This window comes from Paracoccus haeundaensis, assembly GCF_006239215.1.
In the GTDB taxonomy this organism is placed as follows: domain Bacteria; phylum Pseudomonadota; class Alphaproteobacteria; order Rhodobacterales; family Rhodobacteraceae; genus Paracoccus; species Paracoccus marcusii.
On sequence record NZ_VDDC01000023.1, the window covers coordinates 1 to 24570 of the forward strand.

Below are 24570 nucleotides of genomic sequence, written 5' to 3' on the forward strand. Positions count from 1 at the left end.
ATTGCCGCCGCCGTTCCCGTTGCCGCCGCCGTTCCCGTTCCCGCCACCGTTCCCGCTGCCGCCACCGTTTCCGTCGCTGCCACCGTCTCCGTCGCTGCCACCGTCTCCGTCGTTGCCGCCGTCTCCGTCGCTGCCACCGTCTCCGTCGCTGCCACCGTCTCCGTCGCTGCCACCGTCTCCTTCGCTGCCACCGTCTCCGTCGCTGCCGCCGTCTCCGTCGTTGCCGCCGTCTCCGTCGTTGCCGCCGTCTCCGTCGCTGCCGCCGTCTCCGTTGCTGCCGCCGTCTCCGTTGCTGCCGCCGTCTCCGTCGCTGCCGCCGTCTCCATCGCCGCCGCCATCTCCGTTACCGCCGCCGTTCCCATTGCCGCCGCCGTTCCCGCTAGAACCACTGCCACCGGGGCTGCTTCCGCTGCTGGCTCCATCTGACCCGTTCCCGCCAGATCCATTATCGCCGGTGCTTGCGCTGAGACCACCACTTCGGGTGGTGGCCGCATCTTCGGGGCCCTTGTTGCGGCCGAAAATACCGGGAAGATTTAATGGTCGCAGCCATGGATTCTCCCCCCGTTCGCCAGAATCCCGATCAAGATCTTCGGTGATCGGTTCCGGGCCGCCATCGTCACCCGACGCAGTCAACGCCTGATAGGGTTCCGTCATCTGCCCGCGGGTAATCACTGGGTTGGTGATCGGAGGAGCACCCGGTCCACCCAACCATAGTTCCAGATAGCCTTCTTCTGGAGAGGGTGTGAAGCTCACGAAGTCCCGGGCATCAATATCCAGCGCGGCTGCCATATCTTCGGCTGCTGCGCGATCTTGCGGATGAAAATACCGGACATGCGTTTCGCCGACCGTGATCGGCGTCACGACTTCCTGGGGTTTCCAGCCTTCGGCCGATAGCCATCCGATAGTCTGGTCCCGCTGATCTGTGGCACTCCGCTCGGGAACGTAGACGGCGAGGCGCAACTGAGATGGCTCCGACCGCGCCATCGCCTGCTGGGGAATAGCCTCATCTGTCTGAGTTGGGGGGCGGGTATTCTGCATCCCTGGCGCGGCGTAAACCGATGGATCGCTGGAGGTCGTGTCTGGCCTAGCGGTCTCAAGCCCAGAGCCGGGCGTCCCTTCAGGTTGTCTGGACGCAGTGTCGGCCTGCGACCCGGCTGCTTCCGACGGTGCCGGTGCCGGCGAGGTCTTAGACTTCAGCCCTGGCAGCGGTGGCAGATGCCGCCAAATTTCTTGTGCCGTCGGAGGACTATTGCCACTCTGCTGAGCACCCGCTTGTGCCGCCATCAGGCAGGCGACGAGGGTCAATGCTCCCAGAGGGACCTTCATATGCTTGTGTCGTTGCATCACGGCGTGGGCCTTCGCTTTTGATGCACGATACCTGATGAGAACCAGCCATCTGCATGAGGTACAGGGCTCCAGTCCATAGCCCGTCCCATACACGTGTCACGTCAAGTTTAGGTGACTCTACCGACGGGTGAAATCGGGCATACTCACTAGGCCTAAGGCGCTTTTCCCTGAGATAACCACGCCATGCAGGCTTGCCGATCCACGCGGCATGGATGTGAGGCAGTGATAAGAGTTGCATCGATGATGATTAGCGAACAGTGGTGTTCCCCTGCCGCCCACCTAGCCTTGAAGCGTGGCTCCCGTCAGCCGGCAAGTTCGTACACCTGATCCTGCTGCCGGATAAGCTTCTCATACAGTGCCCGATATTTTGTGTTGTGGTTGTATGCTGATAGAGCCGACACGATCATATCGAGTTCGTCTTTGGTGGCGATGGCCATGATCACGGTGTTCCGCACGGTTGTCTCCGTCTGATTTTTTGGTTCGCCGGCACTAACATGGAGCGCACGCCTTGGTTGCACTGATTAACCGCAAGTTGATTTTCTGGCGGAAACACGCTCAGGACGGACCAGATGACAGGCGACCGCTCGGACGCTGCGTGGCATCTGATGATGACGCGTCGCTCGTTGAACTGCACAGCTCTCTGCGCGAGTACTCTGCTGCGCCGTGCCGCGTTCGCGGACGATCCGCAGCTTTTCGGCAGCAGTCCAGCGGCGCCGACGACCGCCATCGGTGATGATCTCAATCCCAGACATAAGCACGTGCTCAGGCATATACCTAAGCCTCCATGGCTATGCCCAAATGTCCGGTCGAAACGGGGACCAGTTCACCCTGCAAAACGTTCTCGCACCTATCTCTGGCATCTTTGGATGAAGAGTCGAAACAGTAGCAATGCCCGATGGCATGAAACGTAAGATATGAAATCTTCCATGCTCAGCCCAGAACTTGCTCGATAAAGACTGCAAAGTCTTGGCAGCCGTCACCATCCACATCGATCCGGACATAGGTTCCGCCACTCCCTTCAGACAGCCAGAGGCAGTTTACCGTTCTGCGCCTGACCTGCGCTGACGACGACATCGGCATGGCCGAGAAAGCAGGGGGAGAGGAAGGTGGACTTGGGATGAGGGTTTCCGAGGTCCTTGCGGCAGAGCTGCGCGGCGTGGTCAATATTCAGAATGACGACTGCGGGTACGCGATTGCTGTCGGGTTTCCGTCCTACGCGTAAGAAGCACCAGCTTTCAATCGGCGGCACAGGCACCATACAATCACCAGCCCGGACCCGGCATGTGGGTCCGGGCTGGTAATCTTTAGTAGATATCAGAACTCGAACATCTGGCTTTCAGGTCGTCCACCGACGACCCGCAGGGGAAGCGTTTGGACAGCGGGGAGAGATGCAGGCATCCGCCCCCGCGACGCTGAGGTCCTGACACCATGTCCTGCAACACGAAACCCCGAGATTTCCTGCGTCAGATCTTCGGCCCGCTGCTGCAGCGATGCTGCTGCGGCATTCGCCTGTTCAGCGACGGCGGCGTTTTGCTGGGTCACCTGATCCAGTTGGTTAACGCCGGTATTCACTTCGATAAGCCCAATCGCCTGTTCATTGGCAGCCAGCGCAATGGCCGAGATCTGGTCTGACACCTCTTTCGCCATGACCAGGATCTGCTCCAGACTGTCGCCGGTACGTCCAACCAGTGCCGACCCTGCCTTGACCTGGCTAGCAGATTCAGAAATCAGCAACTTGATCTCACGCGCGGAGCCGGATGCGCGCTGTGCCAATCCCCGAACTTCTGATGCGACAACCGCAAAGCCACGGCCCGCCTCTCCTGCACGTGCGGCCTCGACGCCCGCGTTCAGGGCCAGCAGATTGGTCTGGAACGCGATATCGTCAATGACGCTGATGATGCGGGTGATCTGGTCGGATGATGCCTCGATCCCCCGCATTGCGGTCACCGCATCGCGCACGATCTCGGTACTGCTTTGCGCGATATCACGGTTCTGGCGGCTGGCGTGTTCGGCCTGACGCGCCCGGTCGGCCGTCGAGGTCACACTGGCACTCATCTGGGTCAAGGCCGCGGCCGACTGCTCCAGCGTCGCGGCTTGGGTTTCGGCGCGGCTGGCCAGATCCTGCGCCGCCGAGGTGATCTCGGATGCCCCGCCACGGACCTGATCAGCGACATCGGTGATGCGCGCCACCGTGCCCGTCAGGTTCTCGACTACCGTGTTGAAGGCCTCGCGCAGCGCGTCATATCCGGCCGGGAACGGGTCAGAGATGGGGTTGGGGATCTGCTCGGTCAGGTCGCCCCGGGACAGACGGTCCAGACCCGCGCCGATGTCACGGACAACGCGCGCCTGCTGACGGGCTTCTGTATCGCGGGCGGCGGCTGTGGCATCCTGTGCCTGACGAGCCTGCTCCTCCAGATCGCGCCGGTCGATCGCATTTTGGCGGAACACTCCCAAGGCCTGCGCCAATTCGGCCAGTTCGTTTCGGCCGTCCTGTCCCTTGATTTCGACCTGCAGATCACCGTTGGCCAAGCTGCGTGTCTGATCCACCGTCTGCGACAGCCGCCGACGAAGATCGCGCGACAGGATCGTCGCAATCGACATTCCGATCAGGATCGCAAGAGCCACGCCACCAAGGATGGCAGCGATGGTCGTCTGCATGATCTCCTCGAACCTGGCGTCAGCCTCCGCCAAGAGGCCGCCGGCGGTTTCGCGGATCACCTCGACCAATGCCACTGCTTCCTTTGATGTCACCTCGACTGCCGCAACCGCTTGCCGGACATTCACTTCAAGCTCGCGCAGCGTCGTGGCGTCCGTCCAGTAATCCGTAACGCCGGCCAGGGCTGTCGTCACCAAGGTGCGGGCATCATCGGGAATGGGGCGGCGGGCGATATCCTGCAGCTGGGATTGCGTCTCCTCATACGGGGCCTGCGCCTCGTCGAAATCTGCGACATCTGCACCCGACAGGAAGCGGTCGACCCGGGCGCGGGTAACGAGCAGGCTGTTCGATGCGGCCATTGCGGCATAGGCATCATCCCGTGCCCCTCGACCCTCGAACAGACCTTGCAACTGCTCGATGTTGCGGCGGTGCTCAATTGCGGTTTTCTGCATGCGGGCAATCAGACCGTTCCGTGCTTGATACAGGTCGATGAACACCTGCGCCTCTGCAAGATGACGGTCCTTGAGTGCAATCATCGGTGCCCCGTTTTTGCTTCCCAAGGCATCCAGATCCACGGCCAGAGCACGAACATGCTGGATCGCTGCGATGACCGCGTCTCCGCTCTCTTCTGTAGGCGCCTCGAGATATGCTCCGACTGCGATGGTGGCTTTTCCAACGCCATGGTCCATATCAGCGGCGATGATTGCCCGAGCCTCGGCGTTATCTGCCTCAGCACTGACATCACGCAGACTGTGCAATTGAGACCAGGTCAACCCCGCAAACAGGGCCAGCATCAGAAGGATCACACCAAAGCCGCCGGCGATGCGTGTCGAGATGCGGATGTTCTTTAACATAGTAACACACTCCGGTGTTGCTGAGTTCTAAGGGGATGTTGGGCAAAGTGGCGGATGGAAACACAGGAGCCAGCTGCGTAGCTTGACACCCTGCTGATATTGCCGATCCGCGGCTGTTGACCGTGGAGATCAGAGGGCACAGGGGTTGGAAGTCCGTTATCCACAAGGGAGCTGCAAGGAATCGCCGCCTCTGGCGTGCAGCCACCGGACAGGCGAGGCTGCTTGTCTCATTTTCCCGCCACACCCCAGAGTTGCACGACATGCAAGAAAGCGGGTTTCGGTATCGGTGTGACGAGATGCAACACGACGTGGCTCCTGTAAGGACGTGCCAAGCCATACTCGAGAACAGTTAAAGGACCGTTTCCATCACTGCTCAGACTCCCTTCGCCCGCAGCAAGGCTTTCTTAATCCCCAGATGCTAGCGGGTATGAATACTGTTGAAGGCGCAGGCGGAACCGCATGACGACAAGGACGAGCAACTGATCGATGTTATCGATAAAGCCCTGGGCCGCTGACGATGGCCGACATAGATAAATTCCGCGACATGTTCTTCGACCCCGAAGAAATCCTTCTTTCCATGTCCAACGACCAGGGCCGCCGCATGGCCCCCATGGCATCGAACGGGTGACGCATGCTGCAATCCATCTCGCATAATTCCGTCGGCAAAAGCGACGTCGTGGCCTTCAAGCTGGCCGATCAGGACTTCTGCATCGACATCGGGCTGGTCCGCGAAATTCGCGGCTGGACCCTCACGACCATGCTGCCCCATGCGCCCGACTACGTCAAAGGCGTGATCAACCTGCGCGGATCGGTCGTGACGGTCGTCGACCTGTCGGCACGGCTTGGCTTCGGTGCGGCGACGCCGTCCCACCGCCATGTCGTCATCATCGCGATGCATGCCGGCCGGATCGTGGGCCTGCTGGCGGACCTGGTGTCCGACATCCTGCCCATCAACGACGATCACATCCAGGCGGTGCCCGACATTGCATCGAACCCCGCGCGCGAGTTCATCGTCGGCATGATCACGCTGGAGGACGGCCGCATCCTGCGCAAGATCGACCTGGCGCAACTGCTGCCCACGGCCCACGGGGTCGATGCAGCATAACAGTGACATCGTTTCCGCTGCCATTCATATGGGCAGTAGTTCTCCGGTGATGGGTCGTTACTCAATTGTTTTGATCCTTACGCGTCAAACCAGCTCGACTCCAGCTCGGCGCATCCCGTCCCGGGCAGAAGCCAAGCTGCCGTTGACGTTGATGGCACGACATGCCTTCTCGATCACGCGCACCTTGAAGCCGAGGCGGGCGGCATCCATGGCGCTCCAGGTAACGCAGAAATCATGAGCAAGGCCCACAAAGCTCAAGTCGGATAAGTCGCGCTCGCGGAGATAGCCGGCCAATCCGGTCGATGTGCGATGATCATTCTCATAGAATGCAGAGTAGCTGTCGATTTCCGGGCGAAACCCCTTGCGGAGGATCAGATCCGCACGGTTCACATGCAATTGCTCGTGGAAATCTGCCCCTGGTGTACCAATGACACAGTGAACCGGCCATAGGATTTGCCCGCCATACGGCATCCGGACGATCTGGTGCGGTTCTGCCCCAGGGTGATTGTCCGCAAAGCTGGTGTGATTTCGAGGATGGACGTCCTGCGTCAGCACTACAGCATCATAGTGGTCCATTAGGGCATTGATAGGACCGACGATCTCGTCTCCGCCCGAGACTGCCAATGCACCACCGGGGCAGAAATCCTGCTGGAGATCGACCACTATCAAAGCTCGCGCCATAAGATCCTCATAGGGTGTCTAGTTTCTCATCATGGGGAAATGCCCGCACCGTCAGGTCAAGGGCCATACAATCAAGGTTTGGCCCATCTAATCGAGTGCGTGCCCACCATCGGTATAGGTAAGCTCAGGGATGGTTCCGGAGCGAGCGTCATCTTGAGTTTTTAGACAGCTACCAAACCTCCAACCCACCCCCCTGCAAATTCCGATCGATAATATCGAAAAGCGACTGCATCCTTACCGGCTTGGGGATGAAGCCATCAAAGCCGGCTGCCTCGCATTCAGCACGGCGTTGCGACGTGTCATCTCCGGTGACCGCGACGATAGCGGGGGCATCGGAGCCCATGAGGTCGGTAATTTCCAATGCCGCCTCGACGCCGGTCATCCCGGGCATGTTGATGTCCATGAGCACAATTGCGGGGGCATTGTCGCGAATGCACTCGATCGCCCGTGATCCGCTGGTGACCTCGGTTACCGCATACCCACGGCTTTGCAGCATTTTTGCGAGGATAAACCTGTTGGTTGGATTGTCATCGACGATCAGGATCATGGCTTGTTCCAATACATTCCCTCTCAGGCTGCAAGTTTCTGTGTGTCGGGAGCGGCGACGGGAGCTTCGAGTGTGACCTCAAAGACGAAGGTTGCGCCTTGCCCCGGTATGCTATTGACGGAAAGTGTTCCGTTCATGGCGTTCGCCAAGCGTCGTGAAATCGCCAGGCCCAACCCGACGCCGCCGGCGGCGCGTGCCTCTGCGCCATCAAGTTGAACGAAGCTCTCGAAGATCCGATTGGTGTCGGCCTCCTTGATCCCGGGCCCGGTGTCACTCACCGCAATTCGAAACCTGTTTCCATTCATGGTTCGAGAGACCTTCAGCTCGACCGAAACTGCTCCCATCTGGGTGAATTTGATCGCATTGCAGATAAGATTCGTTGCGATCTGTCGGATTGCGAGACGGTCACCCAGCAGTGGAGCATCGACTGGTCCTTCAAAGAGAACCTGCAGCTGCAGGCCCTTGCTTCGAGCCAGGGGCATCGCCAGAGACACCACCTCCCGCACTGCGTCCGCGGGTGCGAACGAACCAATGGAAATGTGCCTATTCCCTGAGTCGATCTGACCGAATGAGAGCAAATGATTGATCAGAGCCAACTGTGCTTCGGCCGAGCTCAGCCCTACTGCCACCAACTCACACTGCCCATCAGTCAGATCTTCCAACTGCAGGAGCTCCAGAATGCCGACAATGCCATTCATCGGAGTGCGCAGTTCATGGCTAAGGCTGGCGATGAACTCCGACTTGGTGCGATCGGCAGCCTCGGCTGCCACAAGCGCCCGTTCCAACCGAAGGGCAAGCCTACTGATGGCGAATGCTCCAAGGCCAAGCGTGACCGTCACAAGGAGAAGAGCCAGAACAAGTGGCACCGAGACGGCATGGAGTGCTTGCAGGCCTGGCTGAGGCGCTGCCCAGACAAGATACCTTAGCGGACCAGCAGGACCCGAAATGGGGATTGCTTGGCGGCCCTGAATATCACCAGCAGCTCTAACGAAATTTAGCCCATCAAGGAGGAACATTTCCCCCCACCGCGCCGTCGTTCCCTCGTCAAGCCGTACCGCCGAGACCAAGAGTGCCTTCTCCTCATCAGCACCCAGCTCCCTATCATGTGGAATGATCCAGTCGACCGCAATCGTGAACAAGGTCTCATCGATTTCCACGAATGTACTGATCGGCTCATCGCCGGGTTCGTGATGTCTCCGCTTCGCCAAATCGAAGCCCGCGTCGCGAAAGGCGGCGAAATCCTCGGTGCCTAGATGACCACTCGCTTCGTCGGCCCATCCGAGGGTTTCCGGCAGCGGCCCACCGGCGATGACCAGAACATGCATCGTGTCGGCCAAGACACCGGATCCGACATTGATATTCAGCCAGTCGATATTGTTTTCATTCACCGCGTTGAATGCTTCGGTCCAATACGCGTAATCCCGTCCGATGATTTCATTGCTGGCCACGAGGGCATTGAGGCCGCTCTCCACCATGAGATGGGAGCTTTGCCGCGCGTCTTCATCAAACTCCCGGGATAGCCAGAACACTGCCCCTAGCACTGTCATGCTGACAAGCGTCACCGCTCCGAACGCGGATATGCGCAAGAGGCGAGAAAGGTGACGTGGCACGTGGGTCAGAGATTGCATTGTCAGGTCCTCGTCGAGAAGCCTCAAGCGTACCCTAGCGAACCATCTTAGAGAGTCCTTAACTGTTTAAAACACGCTGACAATTCTTACGTTTTGGTACTCATCCATTCTTCGCAACTGTAGCGTGAATAAACGGGTACAGGCCCTGACTTGTTTTTCCTCTTTTTCTGGCAAGTTGATCGACATTCCCGGCGTGATGAGGATCTGGAGTTCTTAGCCTCGTTGCCAGTCAATGGACCTGCGGATCATTTTCTACCGGTTGATGCCCATTTCCAGGGTCGCCTCGAAATGATCGGAGTCGTCCGGCAACTGTCATTCGCCATCAAGCAATGAGTACGGTCACCGGTTGTCGCAAGAGCCCAGAACGCGCCAAAAGCCTGGGGCCTGCCTTCTTTCTGGCGGTCGGGTTTCAGTCTTACTGCATGACCAACCTCGCGCTAAAGCCGGGGTATCCAGCGAAGCATGCCGGCAAGCCTGAAAATCGGCATCCTGTCTTGCCGCCGACGGAAACACGTCACACACTCCTAACACTATTTTACATCTGGGAGTTGATACGGCTGAACCTTAAGAAAGTGGTAAGGCAATTTTAGTCGGTAACCCTTTGGGCATCTGACCGCATTTAAAGGGACCCTTTGACGATGGATCAGCATGACGAGCTTCGTCTTCTGAGAGGCGCCTGCGCCGCCAGCCAGACCGGCGCGTGGTATTACCGCGTTGGTGAGGATCGAGTTGAATGGACGCCACTTCTCCACGATCTGTTTGCTGTGCCGGTGGGAACGGAACTCGGCCTGGACTTTGCCCTGTCGTTCTACGTCGAAAAAAGCAGGCAAGCAGTCACAGAAGCAGTCAACGCCTGCCTCGCCGACGGAGCGTCGTGGAACCTGGACGTGCAGTGCCGCTCCATGACAGGTAGGTTGTTCTGGGCCAGAACCATCGGTGAGGCGATCCTGCAGGATGGGCGCGTGGTGGCGCTGCAGGGTGCCTTCCAGGACATCAGTCGGGAACGCGCTGCGATCGACGAGCAAATGCGTGCACAGGCGGAGCTATCCTTCGTTATGCGCACGATGACCGACGGCTTTTTCCTGCTTGATAGAAGTTGGCAATTCACATTCGTAAATGTGGCTGCAGAACAGATGCTCCGCCGCCCCCCTACCGAGCTTGTCGGGCAGTGTATCTGGGAGGAATTTCCCGAATCTCGCGGCACGATCTTCGAGCGGACTTACCGGATTGTCAGTGGAACGGGACACTCGGAGTCATTCCAAGCCTATTTCGCTCCGCTGGAGAGCTGGTTTCATGTGACCGTTCATCCTGCTCAGACAGGCATCGCGGTCCACTTCCGGAACGTGACCCGCGAGGTGAGCGAACAGCGTGATCTTCGGCTGTTCAGAACAGCCATCGACGCAATGACCACGGGCGCGGTCATGCTTGAGAGACGTGAAGGCGCCATCGACTTCTGGCCGATCATGTATGCGAACGCCGCGGCGATCGCACTTCAGGATCAGGATGGGCAGCAGCTGTTGGGAAAGACCCTGAAAGAGGTGATGCAGGAGACGGATTGCACCCCCAATATCGACCATGTGCGCGATAGGCTTGCAGCGCAGCAGCCGTGTCATTTCGAGGCGCGGCACCACCGTTCGGGACGCCAGGAGATATTGGAATGCGTGGCCGTGCCGCTGGCGGGTGAACATGACGGGCACGGGCATGCGGTGGTGCTCATCAACGATGTGACGGAGCAAAGGCATAGTGCTGAAGAACGTCAGCGAAGTGAGCGCTTGGCATTGATCGGGCAGATGGCAGGGGGCGTCAGCCACGATTTCAACAATCTGCTTGCGGTGATCCTGGGGAACGTCGAGCTACTGGAACTGACCGCTGATCCCGACGAGGCCAGGATACTGATCTCGGAGGCCCGCGATGCCGTGATGCGCGGCAAGTCCCTGAACGATAGCCTTCTTGCCTTTGCAGGAAAGTCGAAGCTGACGCCGCAGACAGCGGATCTGGGGCGCTTCCTGCAATCCTGGGCGCCTTTTGTGCGACGTGCTATCCCATCGCGCATCAAAATCGAGTTGGAGGTGGAGACCGCTGTTCCGCCGGTTTTAATAGATGCAGTCATGGCGGAAAGCTGCCTCCTGAACCTGGCCCTCAATGCCCGCGATGCGATCGAGGGATCGGGCACCATTCGGATAATGCTCGGCGTGATACACCGTGCGCATCCCAATGGAGGAGCAACTCAAGCATGGGTATGCCTTTCCGTCGCCGATACCGGCTCCGGTGTCCCAGAGCATCTGCATGAACAAGTGTTCCAGCCGTTCTTCACGACACGCTCGCCCGGCCAGGGGTCGGGTCTGGGACTGTCACGTGTGCGCGGTTACCTCGAACAGATGGGCGGCTTCGTGACGCTTTCCAGCACGGCCGGGAAGGGTACGACCATTTCCATGCTCTTCCCCATTGCGCCTGTCGACACTCGGCATGTGGAAGGCGACGCTCCAGCCGCGGCAGCCATTCCGGAAAAGAAACGAAAAGCCCTTGTGGTCGATGATACACCGGCGGTCGCACGGGTGATTGCACGAATGCTGGCCTCTTTGGGTTGCGATACCCTCATCGCAGCTAACGGCAGGGAGGCACGGGACATCATCAATCGTGAAAGCGGGCTGGATCTGCTGATAAGCGATGTGGTGATGCCCGGAGAGTCAGGATTGGACCTTGCTTGCGCGGTCTCCAAGACCCACCCCGACATCCGCATTGCCCTTATGTCCGGCTACAATCAAGAAAAGCTGTCCGCCAACGAAGGTTTGGCTGACATCGTCTTCTTGGCAAAGCCTGTCAGTCGAGCACAACTCGAGACCTTCATCTCTCCGACGCGGCCATCTATCTCCTAGCGCAAGATGCGCACCTGGAACTGCAGCAAACTGCGATCGGTCCAATTAAGGTAGCTTGGGAGACCTGAACATTTGGAATAGTCAGGTCTTCCGCGCTAGCAAATAATTACGACGCTCTACATGTGACCTATCGGGCCCCCTTGGAGGTTATCAGTGCAGGCACGGTCCTGGCGATGATGCGGAGGTCACTCAGCAAGGTCCACTGCACCACGTAATGGCGGTCCATACGGACACGCTCTGCATAAGTCGTATCGCTTCGTCCACTGACCTGCCACAGTCCCGTCAGACCTGGACGGGTCGCCAGGTAGTAACGCGCTGTGCTACCATAATGAGCCAACTCGTCGCGCACGATCGGACGCGGACCGACCAGGCTCATCTCACCCTTCAGAACGTTCAGAAGCTGGGGGAGTTCGTCCAGGCTCAATTTCCGCAGCATCTGCCCAATGGGCGTGACACGTGGATCGTTCGTGAGCTTGCGTTGCTCTCTCCACATGACCGCATCTTCAGGATTTTCTTTCAGATGCTGTTCCAGAACCTCATCGCCATTGACGACCATGGTCCGAAACTTCCAGCAGTTGAACTCACGACCGTCAAAGCCAATGCGGCGGTGACCGTAAAGCATCGGCCCCTTATCACGCTGCTTAATGAGCAGCGCCAGTCCAAGCATCAGCAGGCCCAGAAACGGCAGAACGAGCAAAATCAACGCAATATCGAGGGTGCGCTTGCTCGCGCCACCCAGAGGTAGGGGTTCCTTTGCGGATCTGGATCGACTCGATGTATCGCCATCAAGCGTCAATGCACCGATGAGCGGCCGACTGTCCTTACCAGCTGAACATTCGATGGAAGATCTCTCTGAGCTGGACACGGCTCACCCCTTACGCACAAAAACGAACAATCCATTACCAATTGAATAAAATTTTCTACGTTTCAACCGAACCGGCCCCGGTCTTACCCACAAAGAGTGACAGTTGGTTAACGCCGGGCGGTCGTGGTCAGATTTTAGGATCCCACAACGGTACGGCACCTAGATTACATCAATTGGTTGAATCCAAAAGCTTTTTAAAATAGATCACCATAAGAGTTTACTGTGGTCTATATCCGCGTTTACCCGGGAGATGATGAGGCCTGTTAACTAATTTGATCGGCACAACCACATATTTGGAACGGCAGTTCGTGATGAAGGTTAATATTTACCGAGGCAGCAGTTGCCAATCTGCTCGAGCGGCACCCACCGGTGGCAGATGTGAGGACAACCATGAAACGACGTCTTCTGCTAGCCGGTCTTGCTCCCAGGACAAAGGCGCTGGCCGTCGCAGCAATGATGAGACGGGCCGCGTCGGACAGGGAAGTCGAGGTCTTGACGACATGTCCGATCTATATCGGAAAACGACCCAGGCATGGTGAACGGATGTACCTACAGCGCAGCCGAAGGTGCGCACCGGAACCGGCGGCAGTTGCGGTAAAATCCACGGCGGGTCAGCTTACAGGGTTTCTCCCTACAGCTTCGGCTGAGCTATTGGCAGGTCTATTGGAGCACGGTCTGATGGCTTCAGGGGAGGTGATCGAAGCCGGCCGGCTGCGCGTTCTTCTGTACACAGATTAATGGATGGGGCGTCGGCAGCCCGGGCAGCAATGACGGGGTTAAACATCCTTTATGCATCGTGCTGCTTCTTCAGTGACAAAAGACAGGAGCACGGCAAAATTCGGTTTGCTCATGTCCGGCTTGAAGACACTCGCCAGCCACATGAACGCAATGATCCTAAACCACCGCCGTGTTCCGCGTTACGCGCCGATCACAAGGTGTCTACCCTTGATCGCGCCCGGATCACGCAGCACTGAGCCGTTTCCTTAGACCGGCTCGATGGCTTTTTTTGCTGACAAAGCATTGGATAGCGTCTGATGCGCAGCGCAGACCCTGAGGTCGGGTGCACAGCGTTCCAGCCAATCTCTTAACGGAGCAGAAATGCTTCGGGTGTATCACCATGCTATTCCTCCGGCTGTGCCCTCCTCCCTGCGGTGCCGGTGATACAACAGCCCCCGGCCCGCCGCTTTTTCCTCCTTGCGGCCAGAACCGGGGGGCTCCTCCTTTGGATTACGATTTCTCCAGTCCACCCTTCACGGCGACTACAGAAAAACAAAAATATTTTAGGCTGGGGGAACTTTAAGATGGGGCCTCGCCTTTAGATTGCGTTCTTCACGAGTTCGTAAATACATATCTAAAACCCTCGCCCGATGCTTCGTGCGGGGGTTTTTGCTGGATAACACCCGTCATGCTCATGAGTGTTACAGCAGTTACCATTCGCGTTGCAGGACTAGCCGTGGCGCGGCGTATCCGGACGATTCGATAGGTTCGAATTCTGAATGACCGTTGGAGGTGATCGTGTTCAGCCTTAGTGGCGTTCCCATTGCCAGACAATCATCGCCGATGTGAGTTGCTGCTGGAGTAGCGTTTGGCACAATGGTCATGCCGCCGTTTTACCGGACACTCAGGCGGTTGCGGTTTGAGGTGCGATGAACTCGCATGAAGTGTCACTAACAAATAGGAAATACTGGTGATTTGGGTATAGCGCCGTCCCTCGATTTAACGTCAAGCGCGCGCGGTGATCTGCTTTGCCGGTTGCGCCTCACGAAGAACGTAGCCTCGGCCCCAGACCGTCTCGATCATATTTTGCCCATTCATGGCGTCGGACAGCTTCTTGCGCAGCTTGCAAACGAAGACGTCAACGATCTTGGCCTCCGGTTCGTCGATCCCCCCGTAAAGGTGATTCAGGAACGCTTCCTTGCCGATGACATTGCCCTTGCGCAGACTCAGCAGCTCAAGAATTTGATACTCCTTGCCGGTTAGCTTCAGTTCCTTGCCCCTGATTTCAGCCGTCCGCGTATCAAGATTGATCGTAAGATCTCCAAGCTCGACCATCGCTTGGCTATGCCCCTTGGACCGACGGATGATTGCCTGAATGCGAGCCTGCAGTTCCTGGTGGTTGAACGGCTTTGTCATGTAGTCGTCTGCGCCGAAGCCAAATCCCCGCAACTTGCTCTCGGTATCGTCCGAACCGGTCAGGATAAGAATGGGGGTGTTTATCTTCGCGATGCGGAGATGGCGCAGGACGTCCATACCGTTCATGTCAGGAAGATCGAGATCTAGAATGATGAGGTCATACTCATAGTTCTTCGCAAGATCGATACCCTCCTCCCCCGTGCCAGTCATAAACACGCCGTGCTTCGCAGTCGTCAGCATGAGTTCGAGTGCTCTAGCGGTACTGGCATTGTCCTCCACCACAAGAATTTGCATGGCTGGTCCTTTCTGGTCTTGCTTGCCGTAGGACGGTCGATTTCCCTTTTATATGAACAAGCTTATACACCTATTGGTTGCATTCCGACTTAGGATATATCCCTGCCATTCCAACCTCAAAGCACCTATTTCTGGCGCTTGCCTGCGCACGCCATGAGTATTGTCCTCAAACTTACTGACGCCCCGGATCTCGACGACGGCAGGCTGAACTGGTCGTCGATGACACACCGGCAGTAGCATCCGTCGGTATGCGGCTATTGAGCTGTCGATCAACGACGTAGTCACGTCTGGAAAATCCGAACTAGAATTGGGCCAGACCATATCCAACACCTACCCGCGCATTCGGATCGCTCTCAGGTTGGGCTGCACTCAGGACAAGCTTCTACGAATGATGAAACAAAGGGACCGGTATTCCTAGCGCGGCTGCCGACCATATATGCGCTTGGAAGCCATCACGGGCCGCCAGCAGGCCCTCTACAGCTTCGGAGGGGGTGTCTGTTCTGGCCGTCTTCGGGGGAATTGCGGCTCTGGGGGCCGTTCTGGGCATCGTGGTGCTGCTCCTAATCCAGAGGCGCGGAGATGCACGGGAGTTTGGGAAGTACCCTTTCACCTATTGCATGGCAGGAGGCGGACAAGTCGCGTCCACCAGCGATGGCAGTCGCTTCTGTGGTATCTGGATCGATCCACCAAAACAGACGGACTGATGGACGACTTGAGGGGGTGTTGCAGTTGCAGGATATGGCCGATGTCTACCGAAATTGCATTTCGGCATCCCTGCTGTGTTTTGGAACGTCTCCTAAGGCCGTTCTTTCAGACTTGAAATATGGTCACGTGCCCGGCTGGATCGAGACCTTGAGGCCAAGCGCCTTGGCGACCTTCATCACCGTGGACAGGGTCGGGTTTCCCTCACCGGAGAGAGCCTTACTGAGGCCGACCCGGCTCATGCCCACCTCGCGGGCCAGTGCCGTCATGTTCCGGGCTCGTGCCACAACGCCCAATGCACGGGCGATGTAGGCCGGATCATCGCCCGACTCATCCATGACCGCCTCCAGATAGGCGGCGATGTCCTCTTCCGTCTTGAGGTAATCGGCACTGTCGTAGCGGGCAAAGGCTTCTTCGGTCATCGTTCAACCCTTCCATTCTGCGGCCAGAGCCTTGGCCTGGATGATGTCTTTCTCTTGGGACGACTTGTCGCCTCCGCAGAGCAGCACGATCATAACCGGGCCCCGTTGGAGGAAATACACCCGGTAGCCGGGCCCGTAGTGGATCCGCAACTCGGATACTCCGTTTCCGACAGGCTGGACGTCGCCCGGATTGCCACCGGCCAGCCGATCAAGCCGGGCCGCGATCCGGGCAACCGCCCGACGATCCTGCAGGCCGGTCAGCCAGCGGTCAAAAGTGGCACTGCGGATCAACTCGACCATTTGACAAATATAGTTGTCATAGAGGGCCTAGGCAACTACGGCCCGTCGTTCTCGAAAGATCGGACTGAGGCGAAGTCAGACCAACTGCTGCTTCATGAAAGACATGATGTTTCTGGCATAGGCCGCATGATTTGAGCTCGGGACAGCGCTGGCCGCTATGAACGCGAACAACGAGTTCCCCTCGGACTTGTTTTCAGCCATCGACCATCCTCAAACTCTCTTTCCGGCCCATAGCCTCTGTCCAAGACGACAGTGTTTTGGTGGTTCCGGTCAGACAAAATGTACTGTTCGACAATCGAAAGCCCTGCAGCAGGTCCCTCGATCCATTGATGGATGATCCCATCTTCCCAATGCAGGTATCCAGTGACGCCCAGAATGAAATTGCGGGCTCTGGCCTGCTCTAGGATACGCCGATAAGCATCATCCGACGGCATCAATTCGGTATGGCTTCGATAGATCATGTAGTGAATCATCGGCCTCTCCAAAAACCGATCTCTCACATATGCACTGCTCGTCGAACACCTGAATTTCGGTATAGAAAAAGCCGCCAAAGACGGAAGGTCTTTGACGGCTATGACTCGTTATGCGGTCGCGACGTAGCAGGAATTCAAAGCACTTGCACTCGGCCTTGTTTTTCCGTGCAGTTTTCTGCCTGTCGAGCATAACCTTCGGGCTGATACCCCCCCTGCGCGGTCTGCCGCATAACAATCGCTCTACAGATTTTCGCTCTCGAAAGAGAACGGGCCGGTTCATGACCGGCCCATAGCCTTGCGCGATCTCAGATGATGAGATCGGCAGGCTCGGTCCCGGCCTCGATTGCTTCCCGGAACCAGGTCGGTTGCCGGCCACGCCCTGTCCAGACCTGATCCGGATTGCTCGGATTGCGATACTTTGGGGCGACGGGCCCCCGCTTCGTGGTTTTGACCTCCGCAAGCTCGGAGAGGGAAAACCCGTATTCACGGGCTTTTTCCTCAAGATCGCGCCTTGCTTCCGCTTTGCGGCGGTCATCATAATTGGCAATGGCCTTGTCGAGCTCCCGCTTCAGACGCTTCAGATCCTCAAGGCTCATGGTGTCGAAATCAATATCAAACATAGCTACCCTTACATTTTCAGTCGGCGCCCGAGTTATGTGCCATCAAATCTAAAATGAGGAGAGCATATAGACAGGAAAAAATATTTTTCGGTCATGCGTAATGTGCAATTACCCTGCATTTTAAGGCCGTAACAAAAATCTATCACATCTCTTGAACCCAAAAGTAAGAATCGAAAGTTCTCCATCCGGCGGGCTATGAGATCGTAATGCCTGTTCGGTTTTCTTTCGAAACAGGGATAGACAAAGTGATCCGTTCAGAGCTGCTGGCAAAGCTTCGACAGGAAAATCCTCATCTGACCGCGCTTGCCGCGGAAAAAGCTTTGGACACGATCCTGGACGAGATCGCCGAGGCTTTGAGCCAAGGGCACAGGGTGGAGTTGCGCGGGTTCGGGAGCTTCTTCAGCAAGGTCCGGGTCGCTCGTGTGGGTCGCAATCCGAGAACGGGCGAGGCAGTGGAGATAGCACCCAAGCGGCACATGCATTTTCGGGCCTCGAAGCAGATCCTCAAGCAGCTCAACCGCCTTACAACCCCCGGCTGATCCCCGCCCCCTGTGCCAGTCAGATCAGGTCGCATCTCGCTGAGGGAGGCGGAGCGCCTTTTCGAGGCATTCCATACCCGATCAACAGCATGACGCCCTCGAAGTGGTCGGCACCGCATTCCAGGCAGATCCAATCCTCAGCCAGCTTGCCTTTGCAAACCAAGCAAGGGCCATCCTCGATGTCGAAATCGAGCGGAAACGGATCAGGGACCTGAGGGGTGTCGGACATGGCCTGCCTTACCGAGGGAACCACGCTCAGTTTAGTGCATCTGGCGGTGCCGCGCTGACAGCTTCGCGACACTCGAACCGGGCAATCAGCAGCGTTAGGGGGTATAAAAAATCACACTTCCATTTCTTGCCACTCACACTCCTACCCATGCGCAATTCGTAAAGGGCAGGAACATCTTCAAACGGGTTCTGTTCTCTGCCCATGAAGAGCAAACGCACTCTCTTCATGGGGACCTTCGTTCACCTTGTTCGAAGGTCCCCTCATCATCTGGACAGTGCGTTGCTCAGACCCGCCGAACAGGACACGGATTTGTCGGGAACATTGGCACGCTGGTCCGGTTCGGAGTCATGACAGACATCCCGCCCCACCTGATCGAGCTGGCCCGAAGGCTGGAGGAGGCTTTGCACGCCGCCGCCCTGCGTCATGAAAAACAGATCGCAGATGCGGCGCACCGCAGACCCTCATGAGACAACCCCCGCGCGATCGCTCACACGGGGGTTGTTGGGCGCATAACACCTCATCCTGAAGTATGTCAGATCCAAGCTATCACTTCTGCAGATCACCCGCCTGATCCGGGCCGGCTGCGACGGCCCATGTCTCCACCCGCTCAGATCAGAATAAGTCAGCGCCTGTGTCGCATTTCAAGGTTAAGCCGCAGCAACAAGCCCAGCCCCATCAGACGAAGACAAGGTCGTTTCCAAGCGCGTTTATCGTTGTATTGTGAATGATCAGGACGTCGCCGTGGCCGAAATCGAGGACAACAGCGGATCCGCTTTCCGAAGCGTAGGTACGAGCCTGCGCAAAGTTCGCAACTTCAAAATCAAGAAGCTGGATCGTGTCGATATCATCCTGAAAGTCGAGAATGACATCGTGGTCAGATCCGCTCCTAAAAACAAAGGTGTCAGCGCCTGCGCCGCCCCTGATGCGGTCATTTCCGACACCGCCATCCAAGGTGTCGTTTCCAAAGCCCCCGGCGAGAATGTCATTGCCGACGTTGCCTTGTAGCAGGTCATGGCCATACCGACCGTAAATGGTGTCCGCCCCGTATCCGCCTCTGATCAGGTTGGCTCCAGCATTGCCGAGCAGGTGGTCATTGCCTGCCCCGCCGTGAATGTTCTCGATGTTCCGGATGACATCGACGCCGTGACCTGTGGCCTGCGAACCCGTCACCGCTAGATCGAGCCTTGCCGCCCGGGTTTCGCCCATGAACGTGACCCAATCAACTCCAACACTCCCGTCCAGGGAGTCGTTTCCAAAACCGCCGTTGAGAATGTCATCACCGGCGTTGCCCTGTAGCAGGTCATGGCCATACCGACCGTGAATGGTGTCCGCCCCGTATCCGCCTCTGATCAGGTTGGCTCCAGCATTGCCCAGCAGGTGGTCATTGCCTGCCCCGCCGTGAATGTTCTCGATGTTCCGGATGACATCGACGCCGTGACCTGTGGCCTGCGAACCCGTCACCGCTAGATCGAGCCTTGCCGCCCGGGTCTCGCCCATGAACGTGACCCAATCAACTCCAACACCCCCGTCCAGGGAGTCGTTTCCAAAACCGCCGTTGAGAATGTCATCACCGGCGTTGCCCTGTAGCAGGTCATGGCCATACCGACCGTGAATGGTGTCCGCCCCATATCCACCTCTGATCACATTGGCCCCGGCATTGCCCAGCAGGAGGTCGTTGCTTGCCCCACCATGAATGTTTTCGATGTTCCGGACCACATCGACGCCATGGCCTGTGGCCTGCGGACCGGTTATCGACAGATCGAGCCTTGCCGCCCGGCTCTCGCCCATGAACGTAGCCCAATCAACTCCAACACCCCCGTCTAGGGTGTCGTTTCCAAGACCCCCGGCAAGCGTATCATCGCCAAGACCACCCTCCAGTACGTCGTTTCCTGCAAGGCCATTGATACGGTCATCACCCTCGTTGCCTACCACTACGTTCGCATCGGCTGAGCCGATCAGGATGTCGTTGAAACGACTTCCCATCAGGTTCTCGATGCTGATCAAGGTATCACGACCTTGGGAGGCGCCGACATCTTGAGAACCTACCATTGAGAGATTGACCAGAACATTGCCCTGGGCGCTCAGATAGTCGGCCGTGTCGGTGCCGTGCCCCCCGTCAAGGGTGTCGTTTCCGGCTCCGCCCACCAACGTATCATTGCCCTGGTTGGATGATACCAGGTCACCGGAAACCCTCATGGTATCGATGTCCGAATTCCACCTCAGATCGCCCAGAAGGCCGCCCGCAGAGAGGTTGGTGAAATCAATCACCATCGTTGTGTAAATGTCACCGACGGCTTCATTTCCTGAGATACTTACGATCCCTGAGTAATTTGCGATCAGGTTTCCGGCGATCTCTTCATATTCTGGAGCCAGTCTGAAAGGAAAGCCACTCAATGACCCTGGGGTAGAGCCACCGGACTGATCATCGCTGTCCAACGTCGTGTCAAATACAGAGTTGGCCGGCTGCAGATTAATTTGAAGCGATGCGAGGAGCTTTGTTGCCGCCAACTCATGCCAATCAAAACCAAAGGACATATCGACGCTGGTACCGGTAGCGCCGCCGTATGTATACGCATCCAAGGCGTGCCATCTCAAATTTTCTACTGATCCGTCAGCATATACAGCCGTGATTTGAGCACCTTCCAAATCAACCCCTCGCGAGGCCGTGTCTTCGCGAATACCACCGATGGTTTCGTACGGATTATCGTCTACTCTAACAATATCGATTGAGGGCATTTATCGATCCACTTTCTACCGTCTGAGCACGTTCTCAACGTGCACTTTTTGAAGGCGAAGTAGATCAAGGCCACTCCGTCATAAAACCCATCAGCACGCACTTACAAATCTATTTGATGACCATGAGACTATAAATGTTTCCTGATCTGTTGTTCGGGTTCTCTGTTTGTACCTCCGCGCCCATGTCACAGTTAGGGTTTGATCTGCAAGAGTGAAGCAGTCTGGTAGAGGGACATAATTACCCATAGATGCGCTTAGCTTACTCTCACTGCGCTGCTCTCTCTGAGTATCAGCTGACCGGTCACAAGCACTTTCGTCGGAGCTTGGGTCTGACCACCGTTGATGACGCCGTCGAGCAAGCTGACCGCCATCGCGCCGATCTGGCGTTTCGGGACGTGTATCGTGGACAGAGCCGGGGACAAAAGGCTGCTCATAGGCAGGTTGTCAAAGCCCACGACCGAAACGTCCTCTGGGATGCGATGCCCCAGTTCCTGCAAGGCACGCATCAGGCCGTGGGCCACAATGTCATTCACGCAGAAATAGGCGTGGGCGATACTGTCCTGCGCGGCAAGGTGACGCTTGGCCTCGGCATAGGCTCTGTCGCGCCGCGCTGATACATGCAGGATGTCCTGCTCCCCGACCGTGATGTCCAGCTGCTTACAGGCCCGCGAAAACGCCTGTTCACGCAGCCGGAAATTTGTCACGTCGGAACGGCTTCCGACGAAGCCGATCCGGTCGAGCCGGGACGCCTGGAGGTGCGACGCGACGCAGAAGACGGCTTGATCATTGTCCATGTCGACGAAATTCGCGGTCACGTGCCGGCAATAAGTGTCGATGAACACTACTGGCTGCTGACCTTGTGACAGTTTGAGGATGTCGTCCTCGGATAATTCGGTCCCCAAAATGATCTGACCTCGCCCGTCACCACCCGTGGCCAGCAGGGCCGCGATGTCCACGCCGTCATGGGCCACCACCTCAAGGTTATAGCCCCGGCGCGTGGCCTCGTGGGACATGCCGTCGATATAGTCAGAGATGAAGTGGTTGTGGTCGCGGTTTACCGTGTCGCCATGCTTTGACACCTTGAGGAAGCGAATTGTCTGCGACGCGTCGGCCTTAGTCTTGGACGGCCTGGGAGCATAGGACAGCGCCATCGCCGCAGCCAGCACCCGATCGCGGGTGACCTGCGTGATGTCGCCCTTGCCGTTCAGAACCAGCGACGCGGTCGTGGCCGACACGCCGGCCATGTCGGCCACCTGCCGAAGGGTCGCGGGCTTTCTGACTGGTTTGTCCATGTTTCGCACGCCCCCTCCTCTGGTCGAGACCACCTTCTATACAAGACCGCCCGAAGGCCAAGGCTGCTGTGACCCCCCGTTTCGACAAACCGCGAGGGCCCTGACAAATCCGTTGCGTGACTAACAACTTGCTGCTAGCGTTTTACTAAATCAAGCGAATGTTTTACTAAATCCTGGGGAGGAGAAATGGTGAAACGCGATGCGAACCTTGCGGTATTGTGCGTCCTGACCGTCGTCCTGCTGGCCCTCGGCGGGCTGGTGTCCGACGGCGCGTTCCTGTCCTTGTTCAACCTGCAGTCAATGGCGACACAGGTGCCCGAGATCGGCTTGCTGGCGATCGGCGTCATGCTGGCGATGTGCGCGGGCAACGGAGGCATCGACCTGTCGGGCATCGCGAACGCGAACATGTCCGGAGTCGCCGCGGGGATATTCGCCATTGCGACGGTCGACGCCGCCACTTCCCCCATGCTGTTCACCGTGGTCTTTGCCGTGGGATGTATGACGGTCGGCCTGATCGCGGGCATCCTGAACGGCATCATCATCTCCCGGTTCGCCATCACGCCAATCCTCGCGACCCTGGGCACGCAGATGCTGTTCACAGGCGTCGCGGTCGTGCTGTCCGACGGGCGGTCGTTGACCATCGGCTCTCCGGACCCGTTGTACGAGCTGGGCAACGGGGTCTTGTTCGGGATGCCGATCAGCTTTCTGATTTTCCTGGCGATCGGAGCGGTGCTGGCTGTGGTACTGCGCCTGACGCCGTACGGGATGCGCCTGATGCTGACTGGCGCGAACCCCAAGGCGGCGGTCTACAGCGGGTTCCGCGGGGTGCGGATCATCACCACCACATATGCGATATCGGGGCTGCTGGCGGGGATCGCCGGGATCATCATCGCGGCGCGCAACGTCAACGTCAAATGGGACTATGGCACGTCGTACCTGTTGGTCGCGATCCTGATCGCGGTGATGGCGGGGGTCCGTCCGCAGGGTGGCCACGGCCGCATCGTGAACGTGATCCTGGCAGCCGTCGTGCTGCAGCTTCTGTCCAGCCTGCTGAACTTCATCGGGCTGTCCAATTTTGTTCGAGATCTGGCCTGGGGCATCCTGCTTTTGTGTTTCCTGGCCGTGGCGCGGTTCGATCTGACCGACAGGATCGCCGCGTTCGCACCTTCCCGGCACCCCCCTCGCGCCGCGGAATGATGGGAGGATGAGGGCTTTCTTCGGAGGAGACAGACAATGACGACCAAACACCGCGCGCTGACAACCGGCCTGAAGGCCGCCCTTCTTACCACCGTGATGGGGGTGGCCGGCCAGGGGGCATGGGCGCAGGACGGCAAGGCCATCACCACCGTCGTGAAGATCAGCGGCATCCCGTGGTTCGACCGGATGGAGACCGGGGTCAAGATGTATGCCGAGCAGCACCCTGAGATGACGATTTCTCAGGTCGGGCCTGCCACTGCCGACTCTGCTCAGCAGTTGCAGATTGTCCAGGACTTGGTGGCGCGAGGCACCGACGCACTGGCCATCGTACCCATGGATCCGGGCGTGTTGGAGGGGCTGCTCAAGCGCGCTATCGACCGGGGGACCATCGTCGTGACGCACGAGGCCGACAACCAGGTCAACACGATGGCCAACATCGAGGCGTTTGACAACGCCGAGTACGGCACTGCGCTGAACGAGCGGCTGGCGGAATGCATGGGTCAAGAAGGCAAATGGACGACCTTCGTAGGGTCTCTGGGCAGCCGCACGCACATGCAGTGGGTCGGCGCAGGCGAGGAGAATGCCGCCCAGTATCCCGGCATGGAACTGGTCGATCCTAACAACGAGTCCTTTGACGATGCCAACGGCACTTACGAGACCGCCAAGGAGATCCTGCGCAAGCATCCGGACATCAAGGGCTTTCAGACCTCGGCCGGGAACGACGTCCTTGGCGTCGGTCGCGCGATCGAGGAGGCCGGCCTGACCGGTCAGGTCTGTCTTGTGGGCACCGGACTGCCGAACCCGTCAGCGGCCTATCTGGACAGCGGCGCCATCACGGCTATCGGGTTCTGGGACCCGCAAAAGGCCGGAATGGCAATGAACGAGGTTGCCCGCATCCTGCTGGAGGGGGGTGAGCTGGAGGACGGCATGGATCTTGGCGTCGAGGGCTATGAGGCGGTGTCCGTCACGCAGGGCGCCGGCGAAGGAAAGCTGGTTGTCGGCAACGGCATGGTGATCGTCGACAAGGACACCTACGCCGAACGCCTATTCTGATCTCGAACCATGACAAGGACC

General features: G+C 58.0%; 21 protein-coding genes. 5 read left to right on the forward strand and 16 right to left on the reverse strand.

The annotated features are described in order from the left end of the window. From FHD67_RS20455 to FHD67_RS12980, 3 genes are all read right to left on the reverse strand, one after another. Positions 1-861 (reverse strand): hypothetical protein (locus tag FHD67_RS20455; protein ID WP_176695120.1); only part of this gene is annotated, 861 nt, incomplete at its 3' end. A gap of 788 nt (positions 862-1649) precedes the next feature. After that, positions 1650-1802: a hypothetical protein gene (locus FHD67_RS20460; RefSeq protein ID WP_176695121.1), complete on the reverse strand. Its 153-nt coding sequence runs from the start codon at positions 1800-1802 to the stop codon at positions 1650-1652. A gap of 859 nt (positions 1803-2661) precedes the next feature. Then, a complete protein-coding gene (locus FHD67_RS12980) occupies positions 2662-4857 on the reverse strand; it encodes a methyl-accepting chemotaxis protein (protein WP_246071293.1) in 2196 nt (731 codons plus the stop codon). A gap of 631 nt (positions 4858-5488) precedes the next feature. Here FHD67_RS12980 and FHD67_RS12985 point away from each other — a divergent pair. Continuing rightward, positions 5489-5962, forward strand: coding sequence for a chemotaxis protein CheW (locus tag FHD67_RS12985; RefSeq protein WP_139598923.1), 474 nt, complete (start codon positions 5489-5491; stop codon positions 5960-5962). An 84-nt stretch (positions 5963-6046) separates the two neighbouring features. Here the strand turns inward: FHD67_RS12985 and pncA are convergent, their stop codons facing one another. The 3 genes from pncA to FHD67_RS13000 form a co-directional block, all read right to left on the reverse strand. Then, complete coding sequence (gene pncA, locus FHD67_RS12990; RefSeq protein WP_139598924.1) at positions 6047-6643, reverse strand: bifunctional nicotinamidase/pyrazinamidase; 597 nt, start codon at positions 6641-6643, stop codon at positions 6047-6049. A 169-nt stretch (positions 6644-6812) separates the two neighbouring features. After that, a complete protein-coding gene (locus FHD67_RS12995) occupies positions 6813-7190 on the reverse strand; it encodes a response regulator (protein ID WP_139598925.1) in 378 nt (125 codons plus the stop codon). 23 nt (positions 7191-7213) lie between these two features. Further along, on the reverse strand, positions 7214-8818 hold the full coding sequence (locus tag FHD67_RS13000; protein ID WP_139598926.1) for a sensor histidine kinase: 1605 nt from the start codon (positions 8816-8818) through the stop codon (positions 7214-7216). A 638-nt stretch (positions 8819-9456) separates the two neighbouring features. On the opposite strand from FHD67_RS13000, the gene FHD67_RS13005 reads away from it, so the two are divergent. Beyond that, on the forward strand, positions 9457-11694 hold the full coding sequence (locus FHD67_RS13005; protein ID WP_139598927.1) for a PAS domain-containing hybrid sensor histidine kinase/response regulator: 2238 nt from the start codon (positions 9457-9459) through the stop codon (positions 11692-11694). A 127-nt stretch (positions 11695-11821) separates the two neighbouring features. Here FHD67_RS13005 and FHD67_RS13010 read toward each other — a convergent pair whose 3' ends face one another. From FHD67_RS13010 to FHD67_RS13035, 6 genes are all read right to left on the reverse strand, one after another. Beyond that, entirely contained in the window at positions 11822-12559 is a 738-nt protein-coding gene (locus FHD67_RS13010; RefSeq protein WP_246071294.1) for a sugar transferase, read from the reverse strand. 1722 nt (positions 12560-14281) lie between these two features. After that, positions 14282-14986: a response regulator transcription factor CtrA gene (gene ctrA, locus FHD67_RS13015; protein ID WP_139598928.1), complete on the reverse strand. Its 705-nt coding sequence runs from the start codon at positions 14984-14986 to the stop codon at positions 14282-14284. A gap of 827 nt (positions 14987-15813) precedes the next feature. Then, positions 15814-16110, reverse strand: coding sequence for an addiction module antidote protein (locus FHD67_RS13020; protein ID WP_139086285.1), 297 nt, complete (start codon positions 16108-16110; stop codon positions 15814-15816). 3 nt (positions 16111-16113) lie between these two features. Next, entirely contained in the window at positions 16114-16410 is a 297-nt protein-coding gene (locus FHD67_RS13025; protein ID WP_139086283.1) for a type II toxin-antitoxin system RelE/ParE family toxin, read from the reverse strand. A 155-nt stretch (positions 16411-16565) separates the two neighbouring features. Continuing rightward, positions 16566-16883, reverse strand: a complete 318-nt coding sequence (locus FHD67_RS21205) for a BLUF domain-containing protein (protein WP_139598929.1) — start codon at positions 16881-16883, stop codon at positions 16566-16568. A 305-nt stretch (positions 16884-17188) separates the two neighbouring features. Next, positions 17189-17503 carry an H-NS histone family protein gene (locus FHD67_RS13035; RefSeq protein WP_139086277.1) on the reverse strand — a complete coding sequence of 105 codons (315 nt, stop codon included), beginning with the start codon at positions 17501-17503 and terminating at the stop codon, positions 17189-17191. Between the two features lie 245 nt (positions 17504-17748). On the opposite strand from FHD67_RS13035, the gene FHD67_RS13040 reads away from it, so the two are divergent. Beyond that, positions 17749-18042 carry an HU family DNA-binding protein gene (locus FHD67_RS13040; RefSeq protein WP_139086275.1) on the forward strand — a complete coding sequence of 98 codons (294 nt, stop codon included), beginning with the start codon at positions 17749-17751 and terminating at the stop codon, positions 18040-18042. A gap of 19 nt (positions 18043-18061) precedes the next feature. On the opposite strand, the gene FHD67_RS13045 is transcribed toward FHD67_RS13040, so the two are convergent. From FHD67_RS13045 to FHD67_RS13060, 4 genes are all read right to left on the reverse strand, one after another. After that, complete coding sequence (locus FHD67_RS13045; protein ID WP_139598930.1) at positions 18062-18271, reverse strand: hypothetical protein; 210 nt, start codon at positions 18269-18271, stop codon at positions 18062-18064. Positions 18272-18534: 263 nt separating this feature from the next. Further along, positions 18535-18723: a hypothetical protein gene (locus FHD67_RS13050; RefSeq protein WP_139086071.1), complete on the reverse strand. Its 189-nt coding sequence runs from the start codon at positions 18721-18723 to the stop codon at positions 18535-18537. Between the two features lie 223 nt (positions 18724-18946). Beyond that, positions 18947-21007: a calcium-binding protein gene (locus FHD67_RS21070; RefSeq protein ID WP_139598931.1), complete on the reverse strand. Its 2061-nt coding sequence runs from the start codon at positions 21005-21007 to the stop codon at positions 18947-18949. 254 nt (positions 21008-21261) lie between these two features. Beyond that, the gene (locus FHD67_RS13060; protein ID WP_139598964.1) at positions 21262-22299 is read right to left on the reverse strand and encodes a LacI family DNA-binding transcriptional regulator; all 1038 of its coding nucleotides are present in this window, start codon (positions 22297-22299) and stop codon (positions 21262-21264) included. Positions 22300-22485: 186 nt separating this feature from the next. On the opposite strand from FHD67_RS13060, the gene FHD67_RS13065 reads away from it, so the two are divergent. Both FHD67_RS13065 and FHD67_RS13070 read left to right on the forward strand, forming a co-directional pair. Continuing rightward, positions 22486-23496 carry an ABC transporter permease gene (locus FHD67_RS13065; protein WP_139086067.1) on the forward strand — a complete coding sequence of 337 codons (1011 nt, stop codon included), beginning with the start codon at positions 22486-22488 and terminating at the stop codon, positions 23494-23496. A 36-nt stretch (positions 23497-23532) separates the two neighbouring features. Next, positions 23533-24549: a substrate-binding domain-containing protein gene (locus FHD67_RS13070; protein ID WP_218062310.1), complete on the forward strand. Its 1017-nt coding sequence runs from the start codon at positions 23533-23535 to the stop codon at positions 24547-24549. The last annotated feature ends 21 nt before the right edge of the window (positions 24550-24570 follow it).

Coding starts and splice junctions, on each gene's coding strand:
- FHD67_RS12980 (WP_246071293.1), bottom strand. CDS start 4,857: ATGTTAAAGAACATCCGCATCTCGACACGCATCGCCGGCGGCTTTGGT.
- FHD67_RS13025 (WP_139086283.1), bottom strand. CDS start 16,410: ATGGTCGAGTTGATCCGCAGTGCCACTTTTGACCGCTGGCTGACCGGC.
- FHD67_RS13045 (WP_139598930.1), bottom strand. CDS start 18,271: ATGTCCGACACCCCTCAGGTCCCTGATCCGTTTCCGCTCGATTTCGAC.
- FHD67_RS13070 (WP_218062310.1), top strand. CDS start 23,533: ATGACGACCAAACACCGCGCGCTGACAACCGGCCTGAAGGCCGCCCTT.
- FHD67_RS21070 (WP_139598931.1), bottom strand. CDS start 21,007: ATGCCCTCAATCGATATTGTTAGAGTAGACGATAATCCGTACGAAACC.
- FHD67_RS21205 (WP_139598929.1), bottom strand. CDS start 16,883: ATGATTCACTACATGATCTATCGAAGCCATACCGAATTGATGCCGTCG.
- pncA (WP_139598924.1), bottom strand. CDS start 6,643: ATGGCGCGAGCTTTGATAGTGGTCGATCTCCAGCAGGATTTCTGCCCC.
- FHD67_RS13000 (WP_139598926.1), bottom strand. CDS start 8,818: ATGCAATCTCTGACCCACGTGCCACGTCACCTTTCTCGCCTCTTGCGC.
- FHD67_RS13020 (WP_139086285.1), bottom strand. CDS start 16,110: ATGACCGAAGAAGCCTTTGCCCGCTACGACAGTGCCGATTACCTCAAG.
- FHD67_RS13005 (WP_139598927.1), top strand. CDS start 9,457: ATGGATCAGCATGACGAGCTTCGTCTTCTGAGAGGCGCCTGCGCCGCC.
- FHD67_RS12985 (WP_139598923.1), top strand. CDS start 5,489: ATGCTGCAATCCATCTCGCATAATTCCGTCGGCAAAAGCGACGTCGTG.
- FHD67_RS13065 (WP_139086067.1), top strand. CDS start 22,486: ATGGTGAAACGCGATGCGAACCTTGCGGTATTGTGCGTCCTGACCGTC.
- ctrA (WP_139598928.1), bottom strand. CDS start 14,986: ATGCAAATTCTTGTGGTGGAGGACAATGCCAGTACCGCTAGAGCACTC.
- FHD67_RS12995 (WP_139598925.1), bottom strand. CDS start 7,190: ATGATCCTGATCGTCGATGACAATCCAACCAACAGGTTTATCCTCGCA.
- FHD67_RS13035 (WP_139086277.1), bottom strand. CDS start 17,503: ATGTTTGATATTGATTTCGACACCATGAGCCTTGAGGATCTGAAGCGT.
- FHD67_RS13060 (WP_139598964.1), bottom strand. CDS start 22,299: ATGGACAAACCAGTCAGAAAGCCCGCGACCCTTCGGCAGGTGGCCGAC.